Source organism: Pseudomonas sp. 1D4 (assembly GCF_001728925.1).
Lineage (GTDB): Bacteria > Pseudomonadota > Gammaproteobacteria > Pseudomonadales > Pseudomonadaceae > Metapseudomonas > Metapseudomonas otitidis.
Genome location: NZ_LXJQ01000061.1, coordinates 1 through 23414, shown reverse-complemented (window position 1 = coordinate 23414; position 23414 = coordinate 1). Strand labels below are relative to the sequence as shown.

Genomic DNA, 23414 nt, shown 5'->3' with positions numbered 1-23414 from the left:
AACGACAACCATGGGTGGCCCGGCCCCAGGCACGGCCCGCCCACAGGACGGCGCACGCCAGCGTGGCGCCATTTCACGAGGGGGCTGTGTGGTTCTTCAGTCATTCAACCGGCACCTGCGCCACGGCCGCGTGCCGTTCGCACCTTCGCTCCTGGCCCTGGCGCTGCTGGCCGGTACGGCCCGGGGCACGGAGGAGGGCGAGGGTGCGGCGCGCCGGGTCGACGTCAACGAATACGTGGTGCGTGGCAACAGCGTGCTGCAGGCGCGGGACATCGAGGCGGCGGTCTACCCGTTCCTCGGCCCGCAACGCACCCTGGCCGACATCGAGGGCGCCCGCGACGCGCTGCAGCAGCGCTACCAGGCCCTGGGCTACCAGTCGGTCTTCGTCGAGCTGCCGGAGCAGCAGGTGGAGGGCGGCGTGGTCTACCTGCAGGTGAGCGAGACTCGCGTCGGCCGGGTGCGGGTGATGGGCGCCCAGCACTACTCGCCGCTGGCGGTGCGCGACGAGGTGCCGGCCCTGCAGGAAGGCCAGGTGCCGGACTTCGGCCGGGTCCAGGCCGAGCTGGCCGCTGCCAACCGCAACCCCGGGCGCCAGGTGGTGCCGGTGGTGCGCGAGGGGCGCCGGCCGGGAACCATGGACGTGGACCTGCAGGTGGAGGACAAGAACCCCTGGCAGGCCAGCATCGGCCTGAACAACGACTACAGCGCCGACACCGAGAAGCTGCGCTCGGTGGTCAGCCTCGGCTACACCAACCTCTGGCAGCGGGGTCACGCGGCCTCGCTGACCTACTTCACCGCGCCGGAGGACCGCGACAACGCCGAGGTCTGGTCCGGCAGCTACAGCGCGCCGCTGGATGCCCGCTGGACGCTGCAGCTCTCCGGCTACCAGTCCGACAGCAACGTGGCCACCCTGGGTGGCAGCAACGTGCTGGGCAAGGGCCACGCCTACGGGGTGTCGCTGGCCTACGCGGTGCCGCCGGTCGGGCCCTGGGCGCACTCGCTGTCGGTGGGGGTGGAGTTCAAGGACTTCGAGGAGTCCCTGCAGTTCGGTGGCAGCCAGGACCAGGTGCCAATCCGCTACGCACCGATCACCCTCGGCTACACCGGCTACCGCTACACCGAGCGCTCGCAGTTCAGCCTCGGCCTGTCCCTGGTGGCCGGCACCCACAGCCTGCTGGGCTACGGCAGCGACGACGAGGCGTTCGACTACAAGCGCTACCGCGCCAAGCCGGGCTTTGCCCTGTTCAAGGGCGATGCCACCTACACCCTGACCTTCGGCGACGACTGGCAGAGCCACAGCCGCCTGGGGTTCCAGCTGGCCTCCGGGCCGCTGGTCTCCAACGAGCAGTTCTCCGCCGGCGGTGCCAGCAGTGTGCGCGGCTACCTGGCCGCCGAGCGCACCGGCGATGACGGCTGGCTGCTTGGCCAGGAGCTGCGCACACCGTCCCTGGCGCCGCTGCTGGGCAAGGGCGTGGCCCGCCACCTGGACGAGTGGCGCTTCTACCTGTTCGCCGAAGGCGCGCAGTTGTCCCTGCAGGACGCGCTGCCGGAGCAGGACGACAGCTACAGCCTGGCCAGCGTCGGCCTCGGCACCCGCGCCACGCTGCCCCACGGGCTGGCCGGCAGCCTCGACTGGGCCTACCCGCTGAAGGACGGCCCGAACACCCGCAAACGAGACCCCCGCGTGCACTTCAGCGTGCAGGCGAGCTTCTGACCCCTTGGAGTTGACCCCATGCGCCGCTTGATACTCACCACGCTCGTCAGCCTCGGGCTCCTGGCCCCGGCGATCGCCCATGCCTGGTGGCAGGACGATTGGCTCTACCGCAAGCAGATCACCGTCGACACCACGCCCCAGGGCGCGGCCATCGACCAGCCCGCCGGGCGCACGCCATTGCTGGTGCGCCTGCACACCGGCAACTTCACCTTCGACGGGGTCAACGAGAACGGCTCGGACATCCGCTTCGTCGCCGCCGACGACAAGACCGTGCTCAACCACCAGGTGGAAAGCTTCGACCCGCTGATGGGCATGGCACTGATCTGGGTGGACGTGCCCCAGGTGGAGGGCGGCCACCGCCAGGACATCTGGATGTACTACGGCAACCCGAAGGCGCCGGCCACCGGCAACGGCCAACTGACCTTCGACCCGGACTACAGCCTGGTCTACCACTTCGACGGCGCCGTCGGCGCGCCGCCCCGCGACACCACCGCCTACGGCAACCACGCCCAGACCGCACCCGCCAGCAGCATCGACGGGGTGATCGGCCGCGCTGCCCAGCTCAACGGCCAGCCGCTGCTGCTGCCGGCCAGCCCGTCCCTGGCCCTGCCGGCCGGGGGTGCCTTCACCTTCAGCGCCTGGGTACGCGCCGACCAGGCCGCCGGCGAGCAACTGCTGCTGGCACGTCGCGACGGTGGCAATGCGCTGCTGCTGGGCCTGGCCCAGGGCGTGCCCTTCGTCGAGGTCAACGGCCAGCGCGCCCAGGCCGGCCAGGCCCTGGCCAGCGGGCAGTGGCAGCACCTGGCGCTGAGCGCCGACGGCAGCGCCCTGCGGCTGTACGTGAACGGCCGTGAATCCGGCAGCCTGGCGCTGTCGCTGCCGGCCTTCGCCTCGGTGATCGCCATCGGCGCGGACCTGCCGGGCAGCCAGACTGAGGTGAGCGAGGCGGTCGCAGCGGAAGGCGCTGCCCCCGAGGCGCCGGTTCCGGCCACCTTCGGGGCCTTCGCCGGTGCCGTCGACGAGCTGCGCCTGTCCAAGGTGGCACGCCCGGCGGCGCTGATCCTCGCCGATGCCACCGCCCAGGGTGCCGAGTCGCGCCTGATGGTCTACGGCGTGGACGAGGAACAGTCCGGCTTCGGCTTCGGCAGCCTTGGCTTCCTGCTCAAGGCTGTGCCGGTAGACGCCTGGGTGATCATCGCCGTGCTGGTGCTGATGATGATCCAGTCGTGGGTGATCATGATCCGCAAGAGCCGCACCCTGGGCCGCGTGCTGCGCGCCAACGCGGCGTTCCGCGAGCAGTTCGGCCGGGTCGGCACGCGCCTGGAGCTGCTGGCCGACGACCGCCAACTGCACGAGCGCCTGGGGGATTCGCCGCTCTGGCACCTTTACCAGGTGGCGGTGCGCGAGATCCGCACCCGGCGTGACCAGGGCGCCGACACCGGCTCCATTTCCGCCGCCACCATCGAGGCCATCCGCGCCTCCATGGACGGGGTGCGCACCCGCGAGGGGCAGGCGCTGGCCTCGCGCCTGTCGACCCTGTCCAACGCCATCGCCGGCGGTCCCTACATCGGGCTGCTGGGCACGGTACTGGGGATCATGGTGGTGTTCCTCGGCACGGCCATGGCCGGTGACGTGAACATCAACGCCATCGCCCCCGGCATGGCCGCCGCGCTGCTGGCCACCGCCATGGGCCTGTTCGTCGCCATTCCCGCGCTGTTCGGCTACAACCGCCTGACTACCCGCAACCGCGAGGTCAATGCGGACATGCGGGTGTTCGTCGACGAGTTCGTCACCCGCCTGGCGGAGGTGCACGGCGAGAGCACCTTCAGCGAGGCGGCCCACCGCCGTGGCCACGCCATCGGCGCTGCGCCCCTGAGCGCCTGAGGAGAGCAGCATGGCCAACCTCAGCAGCGCCCATGACGACGATGAAGACGGCGCCGTCGACAGCATCAACATCACGCCCCTGGTGGACGTGCTCATGGTGGTGCTGGTGATGTTCATCCTCACCGCCACCGCCCAGGTCTCCGGCATCCAGATCAACCTGCCGAAGGCCAGCGCCTCCATCTCCCTCTCGCAGCCCAAGACCAAGGCCATCTCGGTGAACGACGGCGGCCAGGTGTTCCTCGACGCCTACCCGGTGACCCTTCCGGAGCTGGAGGACCGGCTGCGCACGGAGAAGGCGCTCAACCCCGACTTTCCGGTGATCGTCCGTGGCGATGCCACGGTGCAGTACCAGAAGGTCATCGAAGTGCTGGACCTGTTGCGCCGCCTGGAGCTGTCCCAGGTGGGCCTGGTCACCGGCAAGCCGCAGGGTTGAGCCATGACCACCTTTCCCAGCAAGGGCCCGGAGAGCGGGCTCGCCGAAGTCCGCAGCAGCGCGCCGGGATGGCGCCGGCCGCTGGCCTGGGGCGTGGGGGCGCTGGTCGCCGCCGGCCTCGCCTGGCTGCTCTGGCTGTGGGCCAACGACATGAGCGGGGTGCGCCGGGAGGCGCCGAAGATCCCGGCCATCATCCCGCTGCCGCCACCCCCACCACCGCCGCCGGTGCCGGAGAAGCCGCCGGAGCCGGAAACCCCGGTGGAGGAGAAGCTGCCCGAGCCCGAGCCGACCCCGGAGCCGGAGGAGGTCAAGCCCCAGGAAGAGGCGCCGACCCCCGCCGACGACCTGGCCAACCCGATGCAGATGGACGGCGACGCCCAGGCCGGTTCCGACGCCTTCAACATCGGCGCCGGCAAGGGCGGCGGCATGGCCGGCAGCGGCGGCGGGCGCCTGGGTAACGGCACCTACAGCCAGTTCCTCGCGTATGCCTTCCAGAAGCTGCTGCGCGAAGACCCGGACCTGCGCACCCAGGCCTACCGGCTGCAGGCCGAGGTGTGGATCGACACCAGCGGGCGCATCACCCGCGCTGAACTGACCGGCTCCAGCGGCGACCCCGCGCTCGACCAGCAGGTGCTGGCGGTGCTGCGTGGCGCGCCACCCCTGGAGCGCCCGCCGGCTTCGCTGACGCTGCCGGTACGCATCGCATTGCAAGGACGCCGGCCCGGCTGATCGGGCCCGCGAGACGAATACGCCATCAGGAGTAGAACCATGATCCGCAGAATGAGCCGACTGGCCCTGGGCATCGGCGCCGTGATCGCCAGCCTGGCCGCCACCTCGGCGCAGGCCACGCCCTCGGAGAACGCCACCGTCAACCTGATCCGCCTGCTGGTGCAGCAGGGGGTGCTCGAGCAGGACCAGGCCGACGCGCTGATCCGCCAGGCCGAAGCCGAGGCCGTGCAGGCCCGCCAGGCGGCCGCCCAGGCCGCACCGCCTGCGCCCGGTGCACCGGGGGAGGTGCGCGTGCAGTACGTGCCGGCCATCGTCCGCGACCAGATCCGCGACGAGGTGAAGGCCGAGGTGATGGCCCAGGCGAAGAAGGAGAACTGGGCCGCGCCCAACACCTTCCCCGATTGGGCCTCGCGCATCAGCCTGGAGGGCGACATGCGCCTGCGCAGCGAGTCGCGCTATTTCTCCAGCAACAACAGCGACCGCCTGATCGACTACGCGCGCCTCAACGAGAAGGGCCCCTACGACGTCAACCCGCGCAGCAACACCCAACTGCCTCCGCTGCTCAACAGCCGCGAGGACCGCGAGAATCTGCTGCGGCTGCGCGCCCGGTTGGGGCTGCGGGCCACGCTGTCACCGTCCTGGAGTGCCGCCTTGCGCATCGCCACCGGCTCCGACAGCGGGCCGGTGTCCACCACCCAGACCCTGGGCGGCGGCTTCGCCAAGAAGGACGTGTGGCTGGACCAGGGCTACCTCACCTACAAGCCCGACGAGCGCCTGTCCTTCACCGGCGGGCGCATGCCCAACCCGTTCATGACCACCGACCTGCTGTACTCCGGCGACCTCAACCTCGATGGCCTGGCGGCGAACTTCCAGCAGCCCCTGGACAGCGAACTGGGGCTGTTCGGCACCGTCGGCGCCTTCCCGGTGGAGTACACCTCCGACACCGCCACCACCAGCAGCGGCTTCGACAAGGTGGAGAGCGACACCAACTGGCTCTACGGCGCGCAGATCGGCGCCCGCTGGCAACCCAACGCGGACAACAGCCTGAAGGCCGCATTGGCCTACTACCGCTTCGACGACATCGAGGGCCAGCGCTCCAGCCCTTGCACCCCCTGGAACGGCGCCCCGGCCTGCGACACCGACGAGTCGCGCCCGGCCTTCATGCAGAAGGGCAACACCCTGATGCTGCTGCGCAACATCACCCCCGACCCCACCCGGCCCACCACCACGCCCGAGCCGCAGTTCGTCGGCCTGGCCTCCGAGTTCAACCTGGTGGACCTGAACCTGGTCTGGGACACCGCGCTGTTCGACGGCTTCAAGCTGCGCAGCCAGGCCCACTACGTGCGCAACCTGGCCTACGACGAAGGCGAGATGAACAAGCGCTCGGCGGGCCGGCTGGCCAACAACGTCGACGAGAACGGCAACATCCAGAGCGGTGATACCGCCTGGATGCTGCAGTTCGTGCTGGGCAACGCGCTGGACCTGAAGAAGCACGGCGACTGGAACCTCTACGCCGGCTACAAGCGCATCGAGCCGGACGCACTGCCCGACGGCTTCAACGACTCGTCCTTCCACCTGGGTGGCACCAACGCCAAGGGCTGGTTCGTCGGCGCCAACTACGGCTTCGCCGAGAACGTCTACGGCAGTGCCCGCTGGCTGAGCGCGGAAGAGGTCTACGGCGCGCCCTTCGAGATCGACGTCCTGCAATTCGAGGTCAACACGCGCTTCTAGTGCGCGTCGCAAAGGAGAGCGCCATGAACACCCGATCCCGATCCGCCCTGGCCCTTGGCCTGGCCCTGCTGACCAGCAGCGGGGCCTACGCCGAAGGCATGGAAGAGCGCCTGCGTACCCAACTGCGCAGCACCACCCAGCAACTGCAGGCGCTGCAGAGCGAGCAGGCCCAGGCGGCTGCCGCCCGCAGTGCGGCGGAAAGCCAGCTCAGCACCGCCCAGGCGCAGATCAAGCGCCTGGAGGCGGAGCTGGCCAAGGCCCGCCAGCAGAACGAGCAACTGGCCGGGCAGCAGGCGGCCCTGCACGAAGCGGCCCAGGCCCAGGTGGCCGCCAGCAATGAGCAGGTGGGCAAGTTCAAGCAGGCCTACGAGGAGCTGCTGACGCGCGCCCGCGGCGTGGAGGCCGCCCGCGTGCAACTGACCGGCGATCTGGCCGCCCGCGACGAGCAGTTGCAGCAGTGCACCACCCGCAACCGCGAGATGTACCAGGTGGCCCGCGAGGTGCTCGACGCCTACGAGCGCATCGACGTGGCGGACGTGGTGAAGCTGCGCCAGCCCTTCGCCAGCCGCGCGCGGGTGAAGTTCGAGGAGCTGGCGCAGTCCTACGGCGACCGCCTCTACGACACCCAGTTCGACGCCGCCCTGGCCCCCAAACCCTGAACCCCATGGCGTCGGCACGGGCCGGCGCCCCCCTACACAGGAGTCACAGCATGAACACCCAGGACCTGATCCAGAGCATCACCCCCGACCAGCTCGGCGACTGCCTGCGCGAAGCCGGCTACCGCGTCAACCGCACCGAACAGGGCGGTATCGTGCAACTGCTCAGCGCCAGCCAGGGCATCGGCTTCGCCGTGCGCTTCGGCAACCTGGCGCGGGAGGAGGGCGCCTACCTGGACTACTGCTTCAGTTGCGCGTTGCGCATCCAGGGCGAACTGCCCGCCGGCCTCACCGAGGTGTGGAACGCCACCCGGCGCTTCGCACGTCTGTCGCGCCAGGGTGACTTCCTCGTGCTGGAGATGGATGCCCTGGTGGCCGCCGGCATCAGCCCGCAGCACCTGCGTGGCCAACTGGAGCTGTGGGACCACCTGCTGCAGGAGCTCATCGTCTACCTGCGTGACTTCAGCCGCGACAGCGCCACGCGCCATCCCGAGCCGGCCGCCGAGGCCGAGCCCGCTGCCGAAGCGGCCGAGGCCTGACCCATGGCCTGGCGTGGAGCCCTGTGGGGCTTGGGTGGCGTGGCCCTGACCGCGAGCGTGGCCGGGGTGGTGCTGGGGCTGCGCCCCGGCTCACCGCCGGAGGCTGCCGTGCAGTCGACAGTGCAGGTGGCAGCGGCGCCGGTGGCGTCGCGCGCGGCCGTCGCGCGCCTTGGCGCGCTGGCGCTGGAGGCGGATGAGCTGACCGCACTGCCAGCGGAAAGCCGCGAGCAACTGCGCGAGGACCGCCCCGCGCTGGAGGCCTGGATACGCGGTCGCCTGGCCGAGAAGGCACTGTTGCAGCAGGCCGAGGCCCAGGGCTGGGAAGACCGCCCGGAAATCCGCCGCATGACCCGCGCCGCCACCGAGCAGGTGCTGCTGCGCACCTACCTGGAGGCGGTCAGCCAGGTGCCGGAGGGCTACCCCAGCGACGCCGAACTGCAGGCCGCCTATGACGCCGGCAAGGCCAACTGGACCACCCCGCCGATGCTGCGGGTGGCGCAGATCTTCCTGGCGGTGGGGCCGGAGCGCAGCGAAGAGCAGGTGCGCAAGCAGGCCCAGGACCTGGCGCGCCGTGCTCGGGCCGAGGGTGCCGACTTTGCCGCCCTGGCGCGGCAGCACTCCGAGGACCGGGCATCGGCGGAGCAGGGCGGCGACAGCGGCCTCCAGCCGCTGCAGCAGTACCTGCCGGCCATGCGCCAGGTGCTGTTGGGGCTGAAGCCGGGGGCCGTGTCCGACCCGGTGCGCAGCCAGGACGGCTACCACGTGCTGCGGGTGCTGGAGGCCCAGCCGTCGCGCACGGCCACCCTCGACGAGGTGCGCGGGCGCCTGCGCGATGCGCTGCGTGCGCAACGCCAGCAGCAGGTGGCCCGGGCCTACCTGGATGGGTTGGTCAACGCCGGCACCCTGAGCATCGACGGAGCACAGATCAGTCAGGCGCTGGAGACTGCGCACTGAGCGGGACGGGTCGGGCAGGGAGGTACCGACCACGACCGGCGCGCGAGCCATCGCCCGGCGCGCCGAGGATTCCTTAGGGAGGAGGTGCCATGACATTGCAGGAAGGCGCCGGGCCGGTGCACGCCCCCGGCCTGGAGGAAACACCGCTGGACCCGGCGCTTCCGGGGCTCGACCACGAGGCCGCGCGCTGCTTTCTCGCCGCCGCCCGCTGCGGGTGCTTCATGCAGGCGGCCCGCAGCCTCAGCATCAAGCCCACGCTGCTGCGCAAGAAGCTGGCGCAACTGGCCGCCTGGAACGGCCAGCCGCTGTTCGTGCACCAGGGCAACACCGTGGTACTCAGCCCCGAGGGGCGCCGTCTGCGCCAGTTGTTCAGCGCACGGCTGGAGCTGCTCGACCTGCCCCGGCCGCAGCATGAGGATCAGCCCCGGGTGTGCATCGCCGTGGCCGAGACCCTGCTGCACGACATTCTCGGGCGCGACCTGCTGGCCTACCTGCGCCAGCATGCGCGGGTGCGCCTGGACCTGCTGCGCCTGGACAGCATCAGCGCCCCCGCGGCCGATGTGGACGTGCAGGTTTGGCTGGCCCCCGAAGGACCGCCCCCCGATCCCGGGTTCCCCTGTGACACGCTCGCCTGCCTGGCCCCGCTGGACTACCTGCCCCACGTAGCCAAGCGCTACTCGCGGGAAAGCAGCCGGCCGCGCAGCCTGCTGGAGCTGGAGGACTACATGCTGGTGGACCTCAGTGGCCAGTCGGCCCTGGCAGCCCTGGCGCCATGGAACCGCGCCATCGCCGCGCGCCGCTCGGGGGTGACGCGGGTGAACGCCTACGAGGTGCAGCGGCAGATGATCCAGTGGAGCGCCTGCATCGGGCTGCTGCCGCACTACGTCCCGCTGATCGACAAGAACCTGCTGGCGCTGCCGGCGCTGTTCCCTCAGCCCATGACCCTCAACGCCTGGCTCGCCGTGCGCAGCGAGGCCAGCGAGCGCGACGAGGTGCAGCGCATCGTCGCCCTGGTGCGTGCCGCCTTCGAGGAGCGGCGGGACTGGTTCTGACGGGGCAGGTTCCACACCGTCCCGGCTGGAACGAACAAGGCCCCCCTGCGGGGGCCTGGATGCAGCGGTGCAGGCTCAGCCGGTGGTGCGCAGGCTGCCCTGGCGGGTGGCCTCGTACTGCTGCTTGTCCATCGGCTGGGCGTCGGGCTTGCCGAGGTCGTCCATGGCCAGGCGATGGGTTTCCGGTGCCAGGTAGGCGGCCAGGGCGCAGACGCAGGTGATGAGGAAGGCGAGGCTGCCGATCACCACCGGGATGTTGTCCGAGCCGGGCGGGGCAACGGCGGCGAACAGAGCCGGCAGCATGGCGGTGAGCATGGTGCCGATGTTCTGCGCGATGGCCATGGCGGAAACGCGGTAGCGGGTTTGGAACAGCTCCGGGTAGAAGCTCGGGAACACCGCGTTGTAGCCCTGGTAGACCATGCCCCACATGAGGATCGACAGGCCGAAGGCGAGCGGCACGTTCTGGATGCTGATGGCGTAGAGGTAGCCGAAGGCGAGCAGGCCGGAACCCAGGCAGCCGGTGATCATGGTCGGGCGGCGGCCGATCCTGTCGGAGAGGTTGCCGACGAAGGGGATGACCAGCACGGCGACGATGTTGCCCACCACCGGGATCCACAGGTAGACGCTCTTGTCGAAGCCGATGCCATAGGCCGGCTGCACGGCATAGGCGGCGCCGAAGATGGTGGCGACCACCGGGATCACGTTCATCAGGGCCATGAACATCACCAGCACCATGTGCTTCCAACTGTGGCGGAAGGCTTCGGCGACCGGCGACTTGGCGACCTTCTGCTGGTTCTCTTCCTGGACGAAGGCCGGGGTCTCGTGGACTTCGCGGCGGATGATGAAGCCGGCCACCAGCACGAACGCGCTCATCAGGAAGGGAATGCGCCAGCCCCATTCGTTGAAGGCATCACTGGGCATGAAGTAGGCCAGCGGCAGGAACACGGCGGCGGCCATCACCTGGCCGGCCTGCACGCCCTGCAGGGTGAAGCTGGCGTAGTAGCCGCGCCGGCCGAAGGGGGCGTGCTCCATGATCATCGAGCTGGCGCCGGAGATCTCGCCGGCCACGGCGAAGCCCTGCACCAGGCGCAGGATCACCAGGGCGATGGGCGCGAGGATGCCGATGTCGTGGTAGGTCGGCAGCAGGCCCACCGCCATGGTGGAGAGACCCATCAGGAACATGCACAGCAGCAGGACGTTCTTGCGGCCCCGGGTGTCGCCCCAGTGGCCCAGCACGAAGGCACCGACGGGGCGGGCCAGGTAGCCGACGCCGTAGGTGGCCAGGGAGGCGATGATCGCCATCTTGGGGTCGCTGTTGGGGAAGAAGATCTGCGGGAAGATCAGGGCTGCGGCCTGGGCGTAGATGAAGAAGTCGTAGTACTCCAGGGCGGAGCCGATCCAGCCGCTGGCCGTCGCTTTCTTGGCCTGGTTCGAGGAGGAAGTCGCCATCGTTGTCTCCGTTTTTATTGTGCTGTCGCCCCCCTGCGCTTCGCCCTTGGACAGGTCCGGGGCGGCACGCACGCAGTGGGGCGGAGTCGGGTCGTGGCCGGCGCGTCGGGAGACGTCCGGTCAGGGCCATTCTCGGTGTCGGGGATGCGGGGTCAGACGGGCTCGGCGGGTCGCGCTGGGCGGGGCAGGGCCGGGGTGCAAGGGATGCAGCGGGGGTGCAGGACGCAGGTGAGCATGAGCAGGTACCCGTTCTTGAAATTGTTATGTCGTGACGCGTGTAGGCCATCGCAGGGCCAGCCGGGCGGCGGGTTCGGCAGAGGCGCCGACCGGCGGGGAGACCTGCAACATGGGCGGCATGTTGCGCAGTGATCGAAAAAGCGTCAATTCGATTACCGGCCTTCTGTTCGGTGATCGAACACAAAACTAACCAGTTCGTACATTTTGATTGAGGCGCTGACTTTACGCGCGAATAATCCATCCGGCCACAAGAACGAAGGGGTTTTGCGTGCGTTCACGCAGCGACCCGGGTCCGCCGCTGGCCCCCGTGCCCGCACCTTTACCAGGAGCTGAACATGCAGCGTTCCATTGCCACCGTCTCCCTGAGCGGTACCCTGCCGGAAAAACTCGAAGCCATCGCCGCCGCCGGTTTCGATGGCGTCGAGATCTTCGAGAACGACCTGCTGTACTACGCCGGCAGCCCGCGGGAAATCCGCCAGATGTGCGCGGACCTCGGACTGGCCGTCACCCTGTTCCAACCGTTCCGTGACTTCGAGGGCTGCCGCCGCGAGCGCCTGCAGAGGAACCTCGACCGCGCCGAGCGCAAGTTCGACCTGATGCAGGAGCTGGGCACCGACCTGGTGCTGGTGTGCAGCAACGTCCAGGCCGATGCCCTGGCGGACGAACGCATCCTGGTGGACGACCTGCGCCTGCTGGCCGAGCGGGCCGGCGCGCGCGGCCTGCGCATCGGCTATGAGGCGCTGGCCTGGGGCCGCCACGTGAACAGTTGGCAGCAGGTCTGGGACATCGTCCGCCAGGCCGATCACCCGGCCCTCGGGGTGTTGCTGGACAGCTTCCACACCCTGTCGATCAAGGGGGACCCGAGCGGCATCGCCGACATTCCGGGGGACAGGATCTTCTTCGTGCAGATGGCCGATGCGCCGCTGCTGAACATGGACGTGCTGGAGTGGAGCCGGCACTTCCGCTGCTTTCCGGGGCAGGGCGAATTCGACCTGCCGGGCTTCCTGGCGTCGATCCTGCGCAGCGGCTACACCGGCCCGCTGTCCCTGGAGATCTTCAACGACGGTTTCCGCGCTGCGCCGCCCCGTGCCAATGCGGCGGACGGCCTGCGTTCGCTGCTCTACCTGGAGGAGAAGACCCGCGCGCTGCTGCAGAAGGACCCGGTACCGCCGGCCAACCTCGACATGCTCGTTGCACCGCCGCCGGCCAGCCATTACGCCGGGTTGGAGTTCCTCGAGTTCGCCGTGGACGAGGCCCAGGGCGCGAAGCTGGCCGGCTGGCTGGAGCGCCTGGGTTTCGCCCGTGCCGGGCGGCACCGCTCCAAGGACGTGAGCCTGCTGCGCCAGGGGGACATCAACATCGTGCTCAATGCCGAGCCCTATTCCTTCGCCCATGGCTACTTCGAGGCCCACGGTCCTTCGCTGTGCGCCATCGCGCTGCGGGTGGATCACAGCAGCCCCGCCCTGGAGCGTGCCCGGGAGTACCGGGGTCAGCCGTTCCGTGGGCTGGTGGGGCCCAACGAGCGGGAAATCCCCGCTGTGCGAGCCCCCGACGGCAGCCTGCTGTACCTGGTGGAGCAGGCTCCGGCGGGGCAGTCCATCTACGACAGCGACTTCGTGCTCGATGCCAGCACCACCCAGAGCGGCGCCTTGCAGCGCATCGACCACATGGCCCTGGCGCTGCCGGCGGACGGCCTGGACAGTTGGGTGCTGTTCTACAAGAGCGTGCTGGACTTCGAGGCCGACGACGAGGTGGTGCTGCCGGACCCATACGGCCTGGTGAAGAGCCGGGCGCTGCGCAGCCGCTGCAGCAGCATCCGCCTGCCGCTGAACATCTCGGAGAACCGCAACACCGCCATCTCCCACGCGCTTTCCAGCTACCGGGGCTCGGGTGCCCACCACATCGCCTTCGCCTGCGAGGACATCTTTGCCGAGGTGAGCCGGGCCAAGGAGGCGGGGGTGCCGCTGCTGGACATTCCGCTGAACTATTACGATGACCTGGCCGCGCGCTTCGATTTCGATGACGAATTCCTCAGCGAACTGGCCTATTACAACGTGCTCTACGACCGCGACGCCGAGGGCGGCGAGCTGTTCCATGTGTACACCGAGCCGTTCGAGGGGCGCTTCTTCTTCGAGGTCCTGCAGCGCCGCAACGGCTACGCCGGCTACGGAGCGGCCAACGTGGCGGTGCGTCTGGCGGCCATGGCCAAGGCCCGCAGCGGCGCGCCGGTGAAGGCCAGGCTCTGACACGGGTGGCCTGGCGCCGCGTGCGCCAGGCTTCCCCCTCCGGAGCGCGCCGCCCATAATCGGCCGGTTTCCGCAGGCCGCGAGCCCCCCATGACAATAACGACAGAACTGCCAGACACCCCCGCCGACGCCCCCCGCAAAGGACGCAAGAACAACCCCGAGAAGACCCGCGAGGACATCCTCAAGGCGGCCATCGTCGAGTTCGTCCAGCAGGGGCTCTCGGGCGCCCGGGTCGACGCCATCGCCGAACGCATGCAGACCTCCAAGCGGATGATCTACTACTACTTCGGCAGCAAGGAGCAGCTCTACCTGGAGGTGCTGGAGAAGCTCTACGGCGATATCCGTGGCACCGAGGCGCAGTTGCACCTGGCCGAGCTGCCGCCCCGCGAGGCGATCCAGCGACTGGTTGAGTTCACCTTCGACCACCACGACCGCAACGTGGATTTCGTGCGCATCGTCTGCATCGAGAACATCCACTACGGGGAGTACGTGCGGCAGTCCAGGACCATCCGCACCATGAGCAGCACCATCCTCGATGCCATGGGCGAGATCATCCAGCGCGGCCAGGCCGAGGGAGCGTTCCGGCCGGGCATCCAGGCGCTGGACCTGCACCTGCTGATCAGTTCGTTCTGCTTCTACCGGGTGTCCAACCGCAACACCTTCGGGCAGATCTTCGAGATCGACCTCACCGACGAGCAGGTGAAGGCGCGGCACAAGGCGATGATCTGCGAGTCGGTGCTGCGCTTCCTCGCCCAGCCCTGACGCATCTCACCGACATGAACGGGGCGGCATTGGCCGCCCCGTTTCGTTTCAGCCGTTCAGGCTGGCGAAGTGCGCCATCATGCGGTCGGCGTCGGCCGTGTGGCCGCTGAACAGCTCAAAGGCCTTCACCGCCTGGAACACCGCCATGGTGCTGCCATCCAGGGTCTGGCAGCCGATGGCGCGGGCGTCGCGCAGCAGCTCGGTCTCCAGCGGGAAGTAGACGATCTCCGCCACCCACAGGTCGGCGCGCAGCAGTTCGGCCGGCATCGGTGTACCCGGCAGCTTGGCCATGCCGATGGGGGTGGTGTTGACCAGGCCGTCGGCCTCCGCCATGGCGCTGGGCAGATGGCCGCCCAGGGCGGCGCGGCCGGGGCCGAAATGCTGGTTGAGGCTGTCCACCAGGGCCTGGCCACGGGCAGCGTCCACCTCGAACAGGGTCAGGCGCTCGACGCCTTCGGCCAGCAGGGCGTGGGCCACGGCAGAGCCGGCACCGCCTGCGCCCATCTGCACCACCTGGCGGTGCTGCACGCCGGGCAGGCCGCGGCGGAAACCTTCGGCAAAGCCGAGGCAGTCGGTGTTGTGGCCGACGCGCTGGCCGTCCTTCAGCACCACGGTGTTCACCGCGCCGATGCCGGCGGCTTCGGGGGACAGCTCATCCAGCAGCGGGAGGATGGCCTGCTTGCAGGGGAAGGTGATGTTCAGCCCGGTGAAGCCCATCTGCTCGGCGCTGCGCAGCAGGTCGGGGAGGGCGCCGCTGTCCAGCCTGAGGGCATCGAGGTCGATCAGCCGGTAGAGGTAGCGCAGGCCCTGGGCATCGCCCTCGTGCTCGTGCAGGGCAGGGGTGCGGGAAGCCTGGATGCCGGCGCCGATCAGGCCGGCGAGTACGGAATCGGACGGGTTTGACATGGCATTCACTTGGTGTTGAGCAGTTGGCCGAAATGCTGGAGTGCCAGGCTGTAGCCCTGGCTGCCGAGGCCGCAGATGACGCCCACGGCAATGGCGGAAACGAAGGAGTGGTGACGGAAGGCTTCGCGCTTGTGCACGTTGGACAGGTGCACTTCGATGACCGGCAGCTCGACCGCCGCCAGGGCGTCGCGGATGGCCACCGAGGTGTGGGTCCAGGCTGCCGGGTTGATCAGGATGCCGGCACAGCGGCCACGGGCTTCGTGGATCCACTCGATCAACTGGCCTTCGTGGTGGGTCTGCCGGAAGTCCACCGTCAGGCCCAGCCCGGTAGCGGTGCGGGCACACTGGTCGGCGATGTCGGCCAGGGTCTCGTGGCCGTAGGTGGCGGGCTCTCGGGTTCCCAGCAGGTTGAGGTTGGGGCCGTTGAGCACCAGGACGATCGGGGGCATCTCATTCTCCAGGTCATTCACGGCGGGATGGTTTCCACCGTGCGCGAGGAAAATGTACTAACTGGTTAATTCGGTCAATCGACGCCTCACCGGCGCAGCGGCGCACCGGGATTTAGTGTTCGATTATCGGCTGTCAGCAGCCGAGCAACTGACGCTGCCGCAGGGCAGGGGCGCTGGTGGGGAAGACGGGACGGGTCGGTACGAAGCGCGCCAGGGCGTTGGCCGCCGCCACGCGCTGGCGCTGGTAGCCGCTCTGCAGCACGGCCAGGCAGCGCGCTTCGCTGAGGGGCTCGCCCAGCAGGTAGGCCGTGCCGTTGGCGAAGCGTGGGCGGTTGGCCTGCCACCAGGCCTCGACGCGCGCCGGATCGGGCCAGGGGAGGTCGGTGTCCGGGTCCATGTCCACGTTCGGGTCGTCAGGCTCATCGGTGGGGCCGGCGTCATAGTCCGGGACCTGGCGCAGCTCCAGGTCCAGGTCGGCGAGGTCCGCCCCGGTGATCAGGGTGAAGGCTTCGCCGGCCGCGCGGGCAAGGGGCAGTTCGTGCATGCGCTGGATCAGCCAGGGCACCGCCACCGGATCACCGAAGGGGCCGGTGGCCTGGATCACCAGGCGGTGGTGCCGGGGGTCGCCCATCAATGCGCGCAACCATTGGATGCTGGCCTCCCGGGGCTGCCAGCACAGCAGCACACCCAACGCCCGCAGGCGCAGCGGGCCGGGGTGCTCTGCCAGCAGGCGCAGCGGGCCGAGGGCTTCCTCGTCGCCCATCTGCACCGTGGCCCAGTTGGCCCAGAAACGCAGCGACATGTCGTCGTGCAGGCGGTGGGCGCGGATGGCGGGCATCAGGTCCCGCCGCCGCAGTTCACCGGCTGTACGCGCCGCGCGTGCCAGTACGCCAGGGTCGCTGTGGGCGAGGCCGGCCAGCAAGGCCGGGCCGGGATCACGCCGGTGCATGCCGCAGGCCGCCAGGCCCAGGCGCCGGAACAGCGGCTCGGGCGAGGCCAGGAGGCGCTCGATCCAGGGTTCGACGGTCGCCCACTCCAGCCAGCCCAGCGCCGAGGTGAAGCCACGCTCGCCGTCCGGCGCCTTGCGCAGGTGCTCGGCGAGGCTCGACAGCGCCGGGCCGTTGCCGGCCATGAAGGCCAGTGCCGTGGCGGCGAACACTTCGCCGGTGGCGTGGGGCGACAGCGCCTTGAGCAGCAGGTCGAGCCCCTTGAGCCCGGCGATCAGCAACCCGTCCAGGTGCGCTTCGATGCGGCTGTCGAGGGTGCGCAGGTGCTTGAGGTCGTAATGTGGCGCACGCACGGCGTAGTCGCGCAGGCTGGCGAGGAAGCCGGCTTCTTCGGCGTGTTGGTCGAGGACGCGCAAGACAGGCTGGCTCATGCGTTCACCGCACTGGAGAGCACCGGGAAAAAGGCGAAGGGCGTATCAGTAGCTGGCATCGTCATAATCCACGACCGTCCAGTGCTCGCCGTCGGCGGTATAGGCGAGGTGCCGGTTGCCGATGGACCAGAGCACGCCGTCCCCCTTGGTGAGGTAGGACGCCGAGCCCGTGCCGGCCGAGCCGATATCGGCTTTCTTCAGCTCGCCGTCGATGATCCGGTAGACGCCCCTGGAGGACGCGACGAACAGCGTCCCGTCGAAGGTCTGCACCCCCCACAGGTCTTCGCTGAAGTCACTCAAGTCGATGAAGTCCCATTGGTCCCCTCGGCCGAAGAGCACGACGCCCGCCTGGCCGACGACATAGGCGGTGCCGTCTTCGCTGCAGTGCACGCCCTGCAGGGCCACGGAGGTCGGGCTTTCCAGGGCCTGCCAGTGCTGGCCGTCGAAAATCCAGATTTCGCCATCCATGCCGACGGTGTACAGCTCGTTCGCCGCGAAGCCGTCGATGGCGTTGAAGCCCTTGATGCCCTCGCGATTGAGGATGGCATCGGCGATGGATTGCCAACTGCCGTCGTCGTTGCGCCGGTAGACCTGACGTTGCATGCCCGCGGCATAGTGCGTGCCGGCGATCAGGCGCATGTCGCGCAGTGGGCCGAAATCACCCGGCCCGGCGATGCGTTCGGTGCTCCTGTTGGAGCCCTGGAAGACGTGGATGTCGCCATCGAGCCCCATCGACAGCAAGGTCAGGGGGGGCGTCGTCGCACTGATCGCGGTGGTGGCCCAGTCGATCATGAAGTGCACAAAGGCACCGTCCTTCCAGCGCAGCACCTTGGTGTGATCGACGTTGCGTTCGTTCAGCTCGGTGACCTGGGCGCTGATGAACACCAGGTCGCGCCTGACTATCGAGCACCTGGCAAAGGTTACGTTTCCGTTGTTCATGCTGTTCACATCACTCTTCAATCGTCATCCATCGATTCGAGCTGCGTGGCGCCCCATTCCTTCTGCTCGTCCTTGAGCGGCGAACGGTCCGCGCGCAACGGCGTCTTGTCGTCAGTTACACCCACTTGCTTGTGGTAATTGTCGAGCTGGGCGGCAAGGCAGGCTTCGCTACAGGGTTTGCCGTCCTTGCCGGAGGTGGGGAAGGTCTTCTGGTGGGCGAATATCCCGGTCTTCTTCGCGGCGCCGTAGTTCCAGGCATCGTCCTTGCCGCCCATCTGCGACCTCGGGCCGCCGGCACTCTCCGGCACCATGTAGCCTTTCTCGGCCGTGTTCTGGATGGCGTGCATGTTGCCGTGGGTGCCCGTATAGCGTGACCCCGTGACGCACACGCAGGGCGCGCGCGTATCGTCGTATGCGCTGAAGCCGCTCAGACGGGTCTTGTCTTTCCTGCCGCCGGCTTCGGTGAAGCAGTGGACTTCCACGAGGTGGTGCGGGGTCTCGCCTTCGCAGCAGCCCGTCTGGTTTTCCGTCGCGCGAGCGGTGTAGGGCACCAGCATGCATTTCTTGGCGTTCTGACAGGCATCGTCCTTGCAGTCCTTGTCGTGGTCCCCGGAGCACTTGTCCTTGACGTTCTTGCGCTCCTCCTCGCAACCCTTGCCCGGTGCTCCCGTGGCCACTTCGTCGATGTAGGGCCAGGTGGGTGTGTTGCCGGGGAAGGAGGCATGGTTGTGGGTGGTCAGGTCCATCATCCTCACGACGTTGAGGCTTTCGAACTTCACGTTCATCGACCAGGCGGTGAAGTAGACCTTGCCCTTGATCTTGCTGGTGACCACGCCCTTCTTGGGGGCGCAACCCGCCTCGTCGCCGTAGCTGGTCTTGAAGTAGCTCTTGTTCTTGAGCATCACTTCCTGGCCGGAGATCTTGATCGTCCGGGTGCCGTTCGTGGTGTCCTTGGCCATCCCGGTGTTGGGGTAGGGGATGGGCACGCCGGTGGGGGTGGGAGGTGCCTGTGGGGGCGTGAAACAGACGTCGGGGAAGCAGGCCACGGACTTGCCGTCGGCTGCCTTGCACGAGACCTCCATGTTGTTCGCGTAGACCTGGTTGGCCATCAGGCAGCCCTCACATGTTGATAGCTCAGCAGGGCGACCGCTCGCTGGCCGGCATCGTTGCCCAAGTGGCAGAGGATGTTGTTGCCGGGGCTGTAGCCCTTGCGGCTGGCAGCGTGCGCCAGCACCAACAGCGCCGGGCCTATCGCCGCGCCGCATTCGCCTATGCAGTCGGCGGGATGCCAGAGGTCGAAGAACTCCGTGCGTACCCGCAGGTTGCGGCTGAGCGCGAGGGACGCTTCCTTGAAGTAGTACTGCTCCCCCGAGAGGTCGGTGAGGCGGTAGTCGTAGGACTCCATGCTGGAACCGGATTCCTGCAGTGCGGCGCGCAAGGCCTGGGTGAGGCCATCCGCGCGCAGGGGCATGTCGAGCGACTCGACGGTGGCAGGCTCCATGCCGAACCCCAGGCCCGTGCAGAGCAGTTGGGGGTGGTCGTCCGCGACCGGGGCGCAGAGGCTCACCGCAGCGGCGCCTTCTCCGGGGATGAAACCGTTCGAGTTGAGGCTGGTGAGCAGGCGATCCCGTCGTTCATAGGCTTCCATGACCGGGGCGTTGAGAAACGAGTCGACGCCCGCGATGAGCACATGGCGGTGGCCGAGTTCATGGATCAGCTTGCGCGCATTGAGCAGCCCCACCGCCGCACCGACACGGCCGCGGGCGATGAAGCTCGAACCGGCGTGGAACTCCACCCCCAGCTCTTTCTGGATGCCGCGAATCAGGCGCGGGCCGAGGTCGGCGAGTCGGGCGGGCCTGTCTTCTTCGGCAATGCAGAGCAGCAACGGGGTCTTCGAGGGATCGAGGCCAGGCGTGGAGGCGATTGCTTCGGCAATGGCCCTGGCCGCCATCTTCACCAGCTTGGTCTGGCCGCGCCAGGCCTCTTCGAGCTGCACACTGGAGCCGACCAGCCACTCGCCGCCCTTGTCGAGGAAACGGGTGTCCTGGAAGTTGTCGATGGCGCAGCGTATCGCTGCACAGGTGGACAGGGCGTCATGGCCGACAGCCGTGACCATCCCGACGCCCTTGATAACGAGTGCCTGCATCACGGATTGCCTTCCTTGTGCCGCAGCATGGCCAGGGAGGGGGAGTAGGTCTTGCCAAGCTCTCGCGCCCGCCACCATGCACGGGAACGTGAACCGACCAGCAACTGCTCCACCTCGAACATGTTCCGCCTCAACGCCCGGCTCGCACGCCAGGTGATCTCCACCTTGCCGGCGTCGGTGTCCACCACCAGCGTGTCGATCACCGCCTGCACCGTTTCGTGGCCACCCTTCTTCAGGAAGAACGTCACCGGCACCTGCATCCTCGGCACCTTGAAGCCGGCGCGCTCCTGTTGGGTGAGGTTGAGCAGCAGCACGTCCTCGCCGCCCTGCAGGTACTCGGTCTGCTGGTCCGGCGGGGCGGCCTGGTAGTAGCGGGTGTCGAAGTCCGGCGGCAGGAAGGGGAAGTGGTCCGCCAGCCAGGCGTCGTCATAGGTGCCGGCGTGGCCGATGCGCGGCTGCCAGTGGCGGCCGATGGGGCCGAGGGCCATGGGGGTGAAGTCGCCGTGGGGGCTGTCGATGGGTTGGCCGAGGGCTTCGGTGCTGGGCATGGGCATGCCGACGATGTCGGCGGTGCTGGCGCTCCTCGGGTACCAGCCGCGGCCGGCCGGGTTGGCCAGGTAGCTGTCGGCGAAGTCGGGGCGGTCGGCCATGGCGTGGCTTCCGCCGAAGGCGTGGGCATAGCCGATGTCCTGCTCGATGAAGGGCTGCGGGGCTCCCGGGGCCGCACCGAGGGCACCGGGCACCCACTGGCGGGGGCCGAGCACGCTGAAGGCCTTGCTGACCCGGCCGACGCGGATGCCGGCGGTGATCTGGGTGGCGGGGCGCCCGTTGGGTGCATGGGCCTTGCCCATCACCAGCACGTCGCAGAAGGGTTTGACCGGGGCGAAGTCCATTTCCTGGCGCGGTGCCGAGAGGCCGGGTTCGCCGACGTATTCGTCGGCCATCAGCAGCGGGCGCTGGACCTCGGCCAGGCTCGCCTCGCGGCCGTCCAGGGGCAGGTCGAAGGTGCCCTTGGCGACCACCACCAGGGATTCCCGGCCATCCGGGGCCAGGCCCTGGGTGTAGGCAACCATCAGGCGGGTGGCGTTGAGCAATTCCATGGGCGCGGCTCTGTCAGTTGATCTGCACCGAACCGCCCTTGATGCGGTTGACGCCCGAGGAGCGGCTGGAAAGGTAGGCGCCCTTGATCAGCACCTTGCCTTCGCGGGTCAGGGTGATGCTGGCCTTGCCGCAGCGCAGGACGATCTCGCGCTCGGCGGAGAACTCCAGGCGTTCGCCGTCGATGTGGGCCACCGCTGGTGCCTGGCGGGTCTCCGGCAGGCGCTGGATGCGGCCGATGACCAGCGGGCGGGACGGGTCGCCGCCGACGAACATCAGCGCCACCTGGGTGCCGATGTCATCGCGGGCGAGCACGGCGGTGGTGGTCGCGGCGATGCCGGTTTCCGATGGGCAGCCGGGGAAGGCCACCACGGGGCTGGATGCCTCGGGGACATCGAGGAGGACGCCGATCACCACGCCGTCGAGGCGGGTGGCAGCCGGGGTGTGGGTGTGGACTGTCATGTGCTACTCCCTGGCCGCAGGGCCTAGTTCTGCAGGATCTTCTGGCCTTTCACCACGACGTTCTTGCTGGCCTTGACGTTGATCGCACCGGAGCCGTCGAGGGTGATGTTCTTGCCGCTGATGACGATGGTGCCGTCCTTCTTCATGGTGATGCTGGCGGAGCCGGTGACCAGGGTGATGGAGTCGCCGGCATTGAGCGAGAAGTGCTTGCCCACGTCCAGGCTGTCGCTCTGGCCCACGCTGGTGCTGCGGTTCTGGCCGACGCTGCGGGACTCGTTCCTGCCGATGCTGGTGGTCTGGTTGGCACCGATGTCCACGCTTTCGTTGCTGCCCACGCTTTCGGTGCGGTTGCTGCCGATGGTGATGGTCTCGTTGCTGCCGACGCTCTCGGTGCGGTTGGCACCGATGGTGATGCGCTCGTCGGCGCCCACGCTTTCGGTGCGGTTGCTGCCGATGGTGATGGTCTCGTTGCTGCCGACGCTCTCGGTGCGGTTGGCACCGATGGTGATGCTCTCGTTGCTGCCGACGCTCTCGGTGCGGTTGACGCCGATGGTGATGGTCTCGTTGTTGCCGACCTGCTCGGTGCGGTCGACACCGATGGTGATGGTCTCGTTGTTGTCCACCGTTTCGGTGCGGTCGTGCTTCACGTGCACCGTTTCGTCGTGGTCGATGGTCTTGGTGCGGTCGTGGCCGACCCAATGGGTCTCGTCGTTCTCGACCTCGATGTCCTGGTTCTTCTCCGCGTGGATGAAGAGCTGCTCCTCGCCCTTCTTGTCCTCCATGCGAATCTCGTTGAAGTTGGCCGGTGTGCCGCCCTTGCTGGAGCGGCTCTTGATCCCGCTCTGAGTGGCGTTGGCGGGCAGGTCGTAGGGCACGGTCTGCTCGGCGTTGTACACGCGGCCGGTGATGATCGGGCGGTCAGGGTCACCTTCGAGGAAGCTGACGATCACCTCCTGGCCGATGCGCGGGATCTGGATGTGGCCCCAGTTCTTGCCGGCCCAGGACTGGGAGACGCGAATCCAGCAGGAGCTGTTCTCGTTGGACTGGTCGTGCCGGTCCCAGTAGAAATGCACCTTCACCCGGCCGTACTGGTCGGTCCATATCTCCTCACCCTTGGGCCCGACCACCATGGCGGTCTGCGGGCCCTGGACGATGGGCTTGATGGTGGTCGGCATCGGCCGGAAAGCTTGCCCGGCGTCGATGCATTCCAGGTCGCTGTCGTACTGCAGATCACCACCGGAACCGGTCTCGTAGGCTTCCTGGCTGACCGCGTAGCGGGCGCCGATGATCAGGTACTCGCGGTTCTGGTCGTCTCGGGGGTAGCCGGTCATCTTGAACAGGTGGCCGGCACCCAGGCCGCGCGCATTGGTGCGCAGTTGCACGCGCTCGTACTGGGTCTGGATGGCCTGGATGCGGTTGCGTGCGTACTGCTCGCCGTCGCCGGTCTGCACGTATTCGCCGGGGTAGTCGTAGAGCGGATGGTCGGCGTTGCTGTGGCTGCGGCTGACGCTGGAACGCACCTCCAGGCGTGCGCTGGGACGCTTGAAGTCGTAGTCGTTGAGCGCCAGGGAGCCGGGCTGCACTTCCTGCGCCAGGTGCCAGTCGTAGACGTGGTCACGCTCGCGCATCTGGTCTTCGAGGGGGTAATAG

General features: G+C 68.5%; 21 protein-coding genes. 11 read left to right on the top strand and 10 right to left on the bottom strand.

What is annotated here, in order from left to right; all coding sequences use genetic code 11:
• Window positions 1–151 precede the first annotated feature (151 nt).
• The 9 genes from A7D27_RS23545 (at window position 152) to A7D27_RS23505 (ending at window position 9692) form a co-directional block, all read left to right on the top strand.
• Entirely contained in the window at window positions 152–1714 is a 1563-nt protein-coding gene (locus tag A7D27_RS23545; RefSeq protein WP_371850587.1) for a ShlB/FhaC/HecB family hemolysin secretion/activation protein, read from the top strand.
• Between the two features lie 18 nt (window positions 1715–1732).
• Complete coding sequence (locus A7D27_RS23540) at window positions 1733–3598, top strand: DUF2341 domain-containing protein (RefSeq protein ID WP_069566271.1); 1866 nt, start codon at window positions 1733–1735, stop codon at window positions 3596–3598.
• A 10-nt stretch (window positions 3599–3608) separates the two neighbouring features.
• Window positions 3609–4031 carry a biopolymer transporter ExbD gene (locus A7D27_RS23535; RefSeq protein ID WP_069563404.1) on the top strand — a complete coding sequence of 141 codons (423 nt, stop codon included), beginning with the start codon at window positions 3609–3611 and terminating at the stop codon, window positions 4029–4031.
• A gap of 3 nt (window positions 4032–4034) precedes the next feature.
• Window positions 4035–4760: an energy transducer TonB gene (locus A7D27_RS23530; RefSeq protein ID WP_083265756.1), complete on the top strand. Its 726-nt coding sequence runs from the start codon at window positions 4035–4037 to the stop codon at window positions 4758–4760.
• Between the two features lie 39 nt (window positions 4761–4799).
• Window positions 4800–6491, top strand: coding sequence for a putative porin (locus tag A7D27_RS23525; protein ID WP_069566270.1), 1692 nt, complete (start codon window positions 4800–4802; stop codon window positions 6489–6491).
• Window positions 6492–6514: 23 nt separating this feature from the next.
• Window positions 6515–7150 carry a DNA repair protein gene (locus tag A7D27_RS23520; RefSeq protein WP_069566269.1) on the top strand — a complete coding sequence of 212 codons (636 nt, stop codon included), beginning with the start codon at window positions 6515–6517 and terminating at the stop codon, window positions 7148–7150.
• A gap of 50 nt (window positions 7151–7200) precedes the next feature.
• Complete coding sequence (locus A7D27_RS23515; RefSeq protein WP_069566268.1) at window positions 7201–7686, top strand: YbjN domain-containing protein; 486 nt, start codon at window positions 7201–7203, stop codon at window positions 7684–7686.
• 3 nt (window positions 7687–7689) lie between these two features.
• The gene (locus tag A7D27_RS23510) at window positions 7690–8640 is read left to right on the top strand and encodes a peptidylprolyl isomerase (RefSeq protein WP_069566267.1); all 951 of its coding nucleotides are present in this window, start codon (window positions 7690–7692) and stop codon (window positions 8638–8640) included.
• Between the two features lie 89 nt (window positions 8641–8729).
• Window positions 8730–9692 carry a LysR family transcriptional regulator gene (locus tag A7D27_RS23505; RefSeq protein ID WP_069566266.1) on the top strand — a complete coding sequence of 321 codons (963 nt, stop codon included), beginning with the start codon at window positions 8730–8732 and terminating at the stop codon, window positions 9690–9692.
• A 75-nt stretch (window positions 9693–9767) separates the two neighbouring features.
• Here A7D27_RS23505 and A7D27_RS23500 read toward each other — a convergent pair whose 3' ends face one another.
• Window positions 9768–11141, bottom strand: a complete 1374-nt coding sequence (locus tag A7D27_RS23500) for an MFS transporter (protein ID WP_069566265.1) — start codon at window positions 11139–11141, stop codon at window positions 9768–9770.
• A gap of 572 nt (window positions 11142–11713) precedes the next feature.
• Here A7D27_RS23500 and quiC point away from each other — a divergent pair.
• Window positions 11714–13624, top strand: a complete 1911-nt coding sequence (gene quiC / locus A7D27_RS23495) for a 3-dehydroshikimate dehydratase QuiC (protein ID WP_069566264.1) — start codon at window positions 11714–11716, stop codon at window positions 13622–13624.
• A 90-nt stretch (window positions 13625–13714) separates the two neighbouring features.
• Window positions 13715–14386, top strand: a complete 672-nt coding sequence (locus tag A7D27_RS23490; RefSeq protein ID WP_069563412.1) for a TetR/AcrR family transcriptional regulator — start codon at window positions 13715–13717, stop codon at window positions 14384–14386.
• Between the two features lie 48 nt (window positions 14387–14434).
• Here A7D27_RS23490 and A7D27_RS23485 read toward each other — a convergent pair whose 3' ends face one another.
• From A7D27_RS23485 to A7D27_RS23445, 9 genes are all read right to left on the bottom strand, one after another.
• On the bottom strand, window positions 14435–15292 hold the full coding sequence (locus tag A7D27_RS23485; RefSeq protein ID WP_069566263.1) for a shikimate dehydrogenase: 858 nt from the start codon (window positions 15290–15292) through the stop codon (window positions 14435–14437).
• Window positions 15293–15297: 5 nt separating this feature from the next.
• A complete protein-coding gene (gene aroQ, locus A7D27_RS23480; RefSeq protein WP_069563414.1) occupies window positions 15298–15741 on the bottom strand; it encodes a type II 3-dehydroquinate dehydratase in 444 nt (147 codons plus the stop codon).
• Between the two features lie 133 nt (window positions 15742–15874).
• The gene (locus A7D27_RS23475; RefSeq protein WP_069566262.1) at window positions 15875–17119 is read right to left on the bottom strand and encodes a TIGR02270 family protein; all 1245 of its coding nucleotides are present in this window, start codon (window positions 17117–17119) and stop codon (window positions 15875–15877) included.
• Between the two features lie 45 nt (window positions 17120–17164).
• Window positions 17165–18004, bottom strand: a complete 840-nt coding sequence (locus A7D27_RS23470) for a hypothetical protein (protein ID WP_083265755.1) — start codon at window positions 18002–18004, stop codon at window positions 17165–17167.
• A gap of 71 nt (window positions 18005–18075) precedes the next feature.
• On the bottom strand, window positions 18076–19167 hold the full coding sequence (locus A7D27_RS23465; protein ID WP_069563416.1) for a PAAR-like domain-containing protein: 1092 nt from the start codon (window positions 19165–19167) through the stop codon (window positions 18076–18078).
• Window positions 19167–20204, bottom strand: coding sequence for a 3-oxoacyl-ACP synthase (locus tag A7D27_RS23460; protein WP_069563417.1), 1038 nt, complete (start codon window positions 20202–20204; stop codon window positions 19167–19169). Before A7D27_RS23460 ends, A7D27_RS23465 begins: the two co-directional genes overlap by 1 nt.
• Window positions 20204–21304, bottom strand: coding sequence for a DUF2169 domain-containing protein (locus A7D27_RS23455; RefSeq protein WP_069566261.1), 1101 nt, complete (start codon window positions 21302–21304; stop codon window positions 20204–20206). Before A7D27_RS23455 ends, A7D27_RS23460 begins: the two co-directional genes overlap by 1 nt.
• Window positions 21305–21317: 13 nt before the next feature.
• The gene (locus A7D27_RS23450; RefSeq protein WP_069566260.1) at window positions 21318–21764 is read right to left on the bottom strand and encodes a DUF6484 domain-containing protein; all 447 of its coding nucleotides are present in this window, start codon (window positions 21762–21764) and stop codon (window positions 21318–21320) included.
• A 23-nt stretch (window positions 21765–21787) separates the two neighbouring features.
• On the bottom strand, window positions 21788–23414 hold a 1627-nt coding region (locus A7D27_RS23445), incomplete at its 5' end, for a type VI secretion system Vgr family protein (protein WP_069566259.1).

Bases quoted from the DNA above. Each gene is read 5' to 3' on its own strand.
- A7D27_RS23540 (WP_069566271.1), top strand. From the start codon at position 1,733: ATGCGCCGCTTGATACTCACCACGCTCGTCAGCCTCGGGCTCCTGGCC.
- A7D27_RS23535 (WP_069563404.1), top strand. From the start codon at position 3,609: ATGGCCAACCTCAGCAGCGCCCATGACGACGATGAAGACGGCGCCGTC.
- A7D27_RS23530 (WP_083265756.1), top strand. From the start codon at position 4,035: ATGACCACCTTTCCCAGCAAGGGCCCGGAGAGCGGGCTCGCCGAAGTC.
- A7D27_RS23525 (WP_069566270.1), top strand. From the start codon at position 4,800: ATGATCCGCAGAATGAGCCGACTGGCCCTGGGCATCGGCGCCGTGATC.
- A7D27_RS23520 (WP_069566269.1), top strand. From the start codon at position 6,515: ATGAACACCCGATCCCGATCCGCCCTGGCCCTTGGCCTGGCCCTGCTG.
- A7D27_RS23515 (WP_069566268.1), top strand. From the start codon at position 7,201: ATGAACACCCAGGACCTGATCCAGAGCATCACCCCCGACCAGCTCGGC.
- A7D27_RS23510 (WP_069566267.1), top strand. From the start codon at position 7,690: ATGGCCTGGCGTGGAGCCCTGTGGGGCTTGGGTGGCGTGGCCCTGACC.
- A7D27_RS23505 (WP_069566266.1), top strand. From the start codon at position 8,730: ATGACATTGCAGGAAGGCGCCGGGCCGGTGCACGCCCCCGGCCTGGAG.
- A7D27_RS23500 (WP_069566265.1), bottom strand. From the start codon at position 11,141: ATGGCGACTTCCTCCTCGAACCAGGCCAAGAAAGCGACGGCCAGCGGC.
- quiC (WP_069566264.1), top strand. From the start codon at position 11,714: ATGCAGCGTTCCATTGCCACCGTCTCCCTGAGCGGTACCCTGCCGGAA.
- A7D27_RS23490 (WP_069563412.1), top strand. From the start codon at position 13,715: ATGACAATAACGACAGAACTGCCAGACACCCCCGCCGACGCCCCCCGC.
- A7D27_RS23485 (WP_069566263.1), bottom strand. From the start codon at position 15,292: ATGTCAAACCCGTCCGATTCCGTACTCGCCGGCCTGATCGGCGCCGGC.
- aroQ (WP_069563414.1), bottom strand. From the start codon at position 15,741: ATGCCCCCGATCGTCCTGGTGCTCAACGGCCCCAACCTCAACCTGCTG.
- A7D27_RS23475 (WP_069566262.1), bottom strand. From the start codon at position 17,119: ATGAGCCAGCCTGTCTTGCGCGTCCTCGACCAACACGCCGAAGAAGCC.
- A7D27_RS23465 (WP_069563416.1), bottom strand. From the start codon at position 19,167: ATGGCCAACCAGGTCTACGCGAACAACATGGAGGTCTCGTGCAAGGCA.
- A7D27_RS23460 (WP_069563417.1), bottom strand. From the start codon at position 20,204: ATGCAGGCACTCGTTATCAAGGGCGTCGGGATGGTCACGGCTGTCGGC.
- A7D27_RS23455 (WP_069566261.1), bottom strand. From the start codon at position 21,304: ATGGAATTGCTCAACGCCACCCGCCTGATGGTTGCCTACACCCAGGGC.
- A7D27_RS23450 (WP_069566260.1), bottom strand. From the start codon at position 21,764: ATGACAGTCCACACCCACACCCCGGCTGCCACCCGCCTCGACGGCGTG.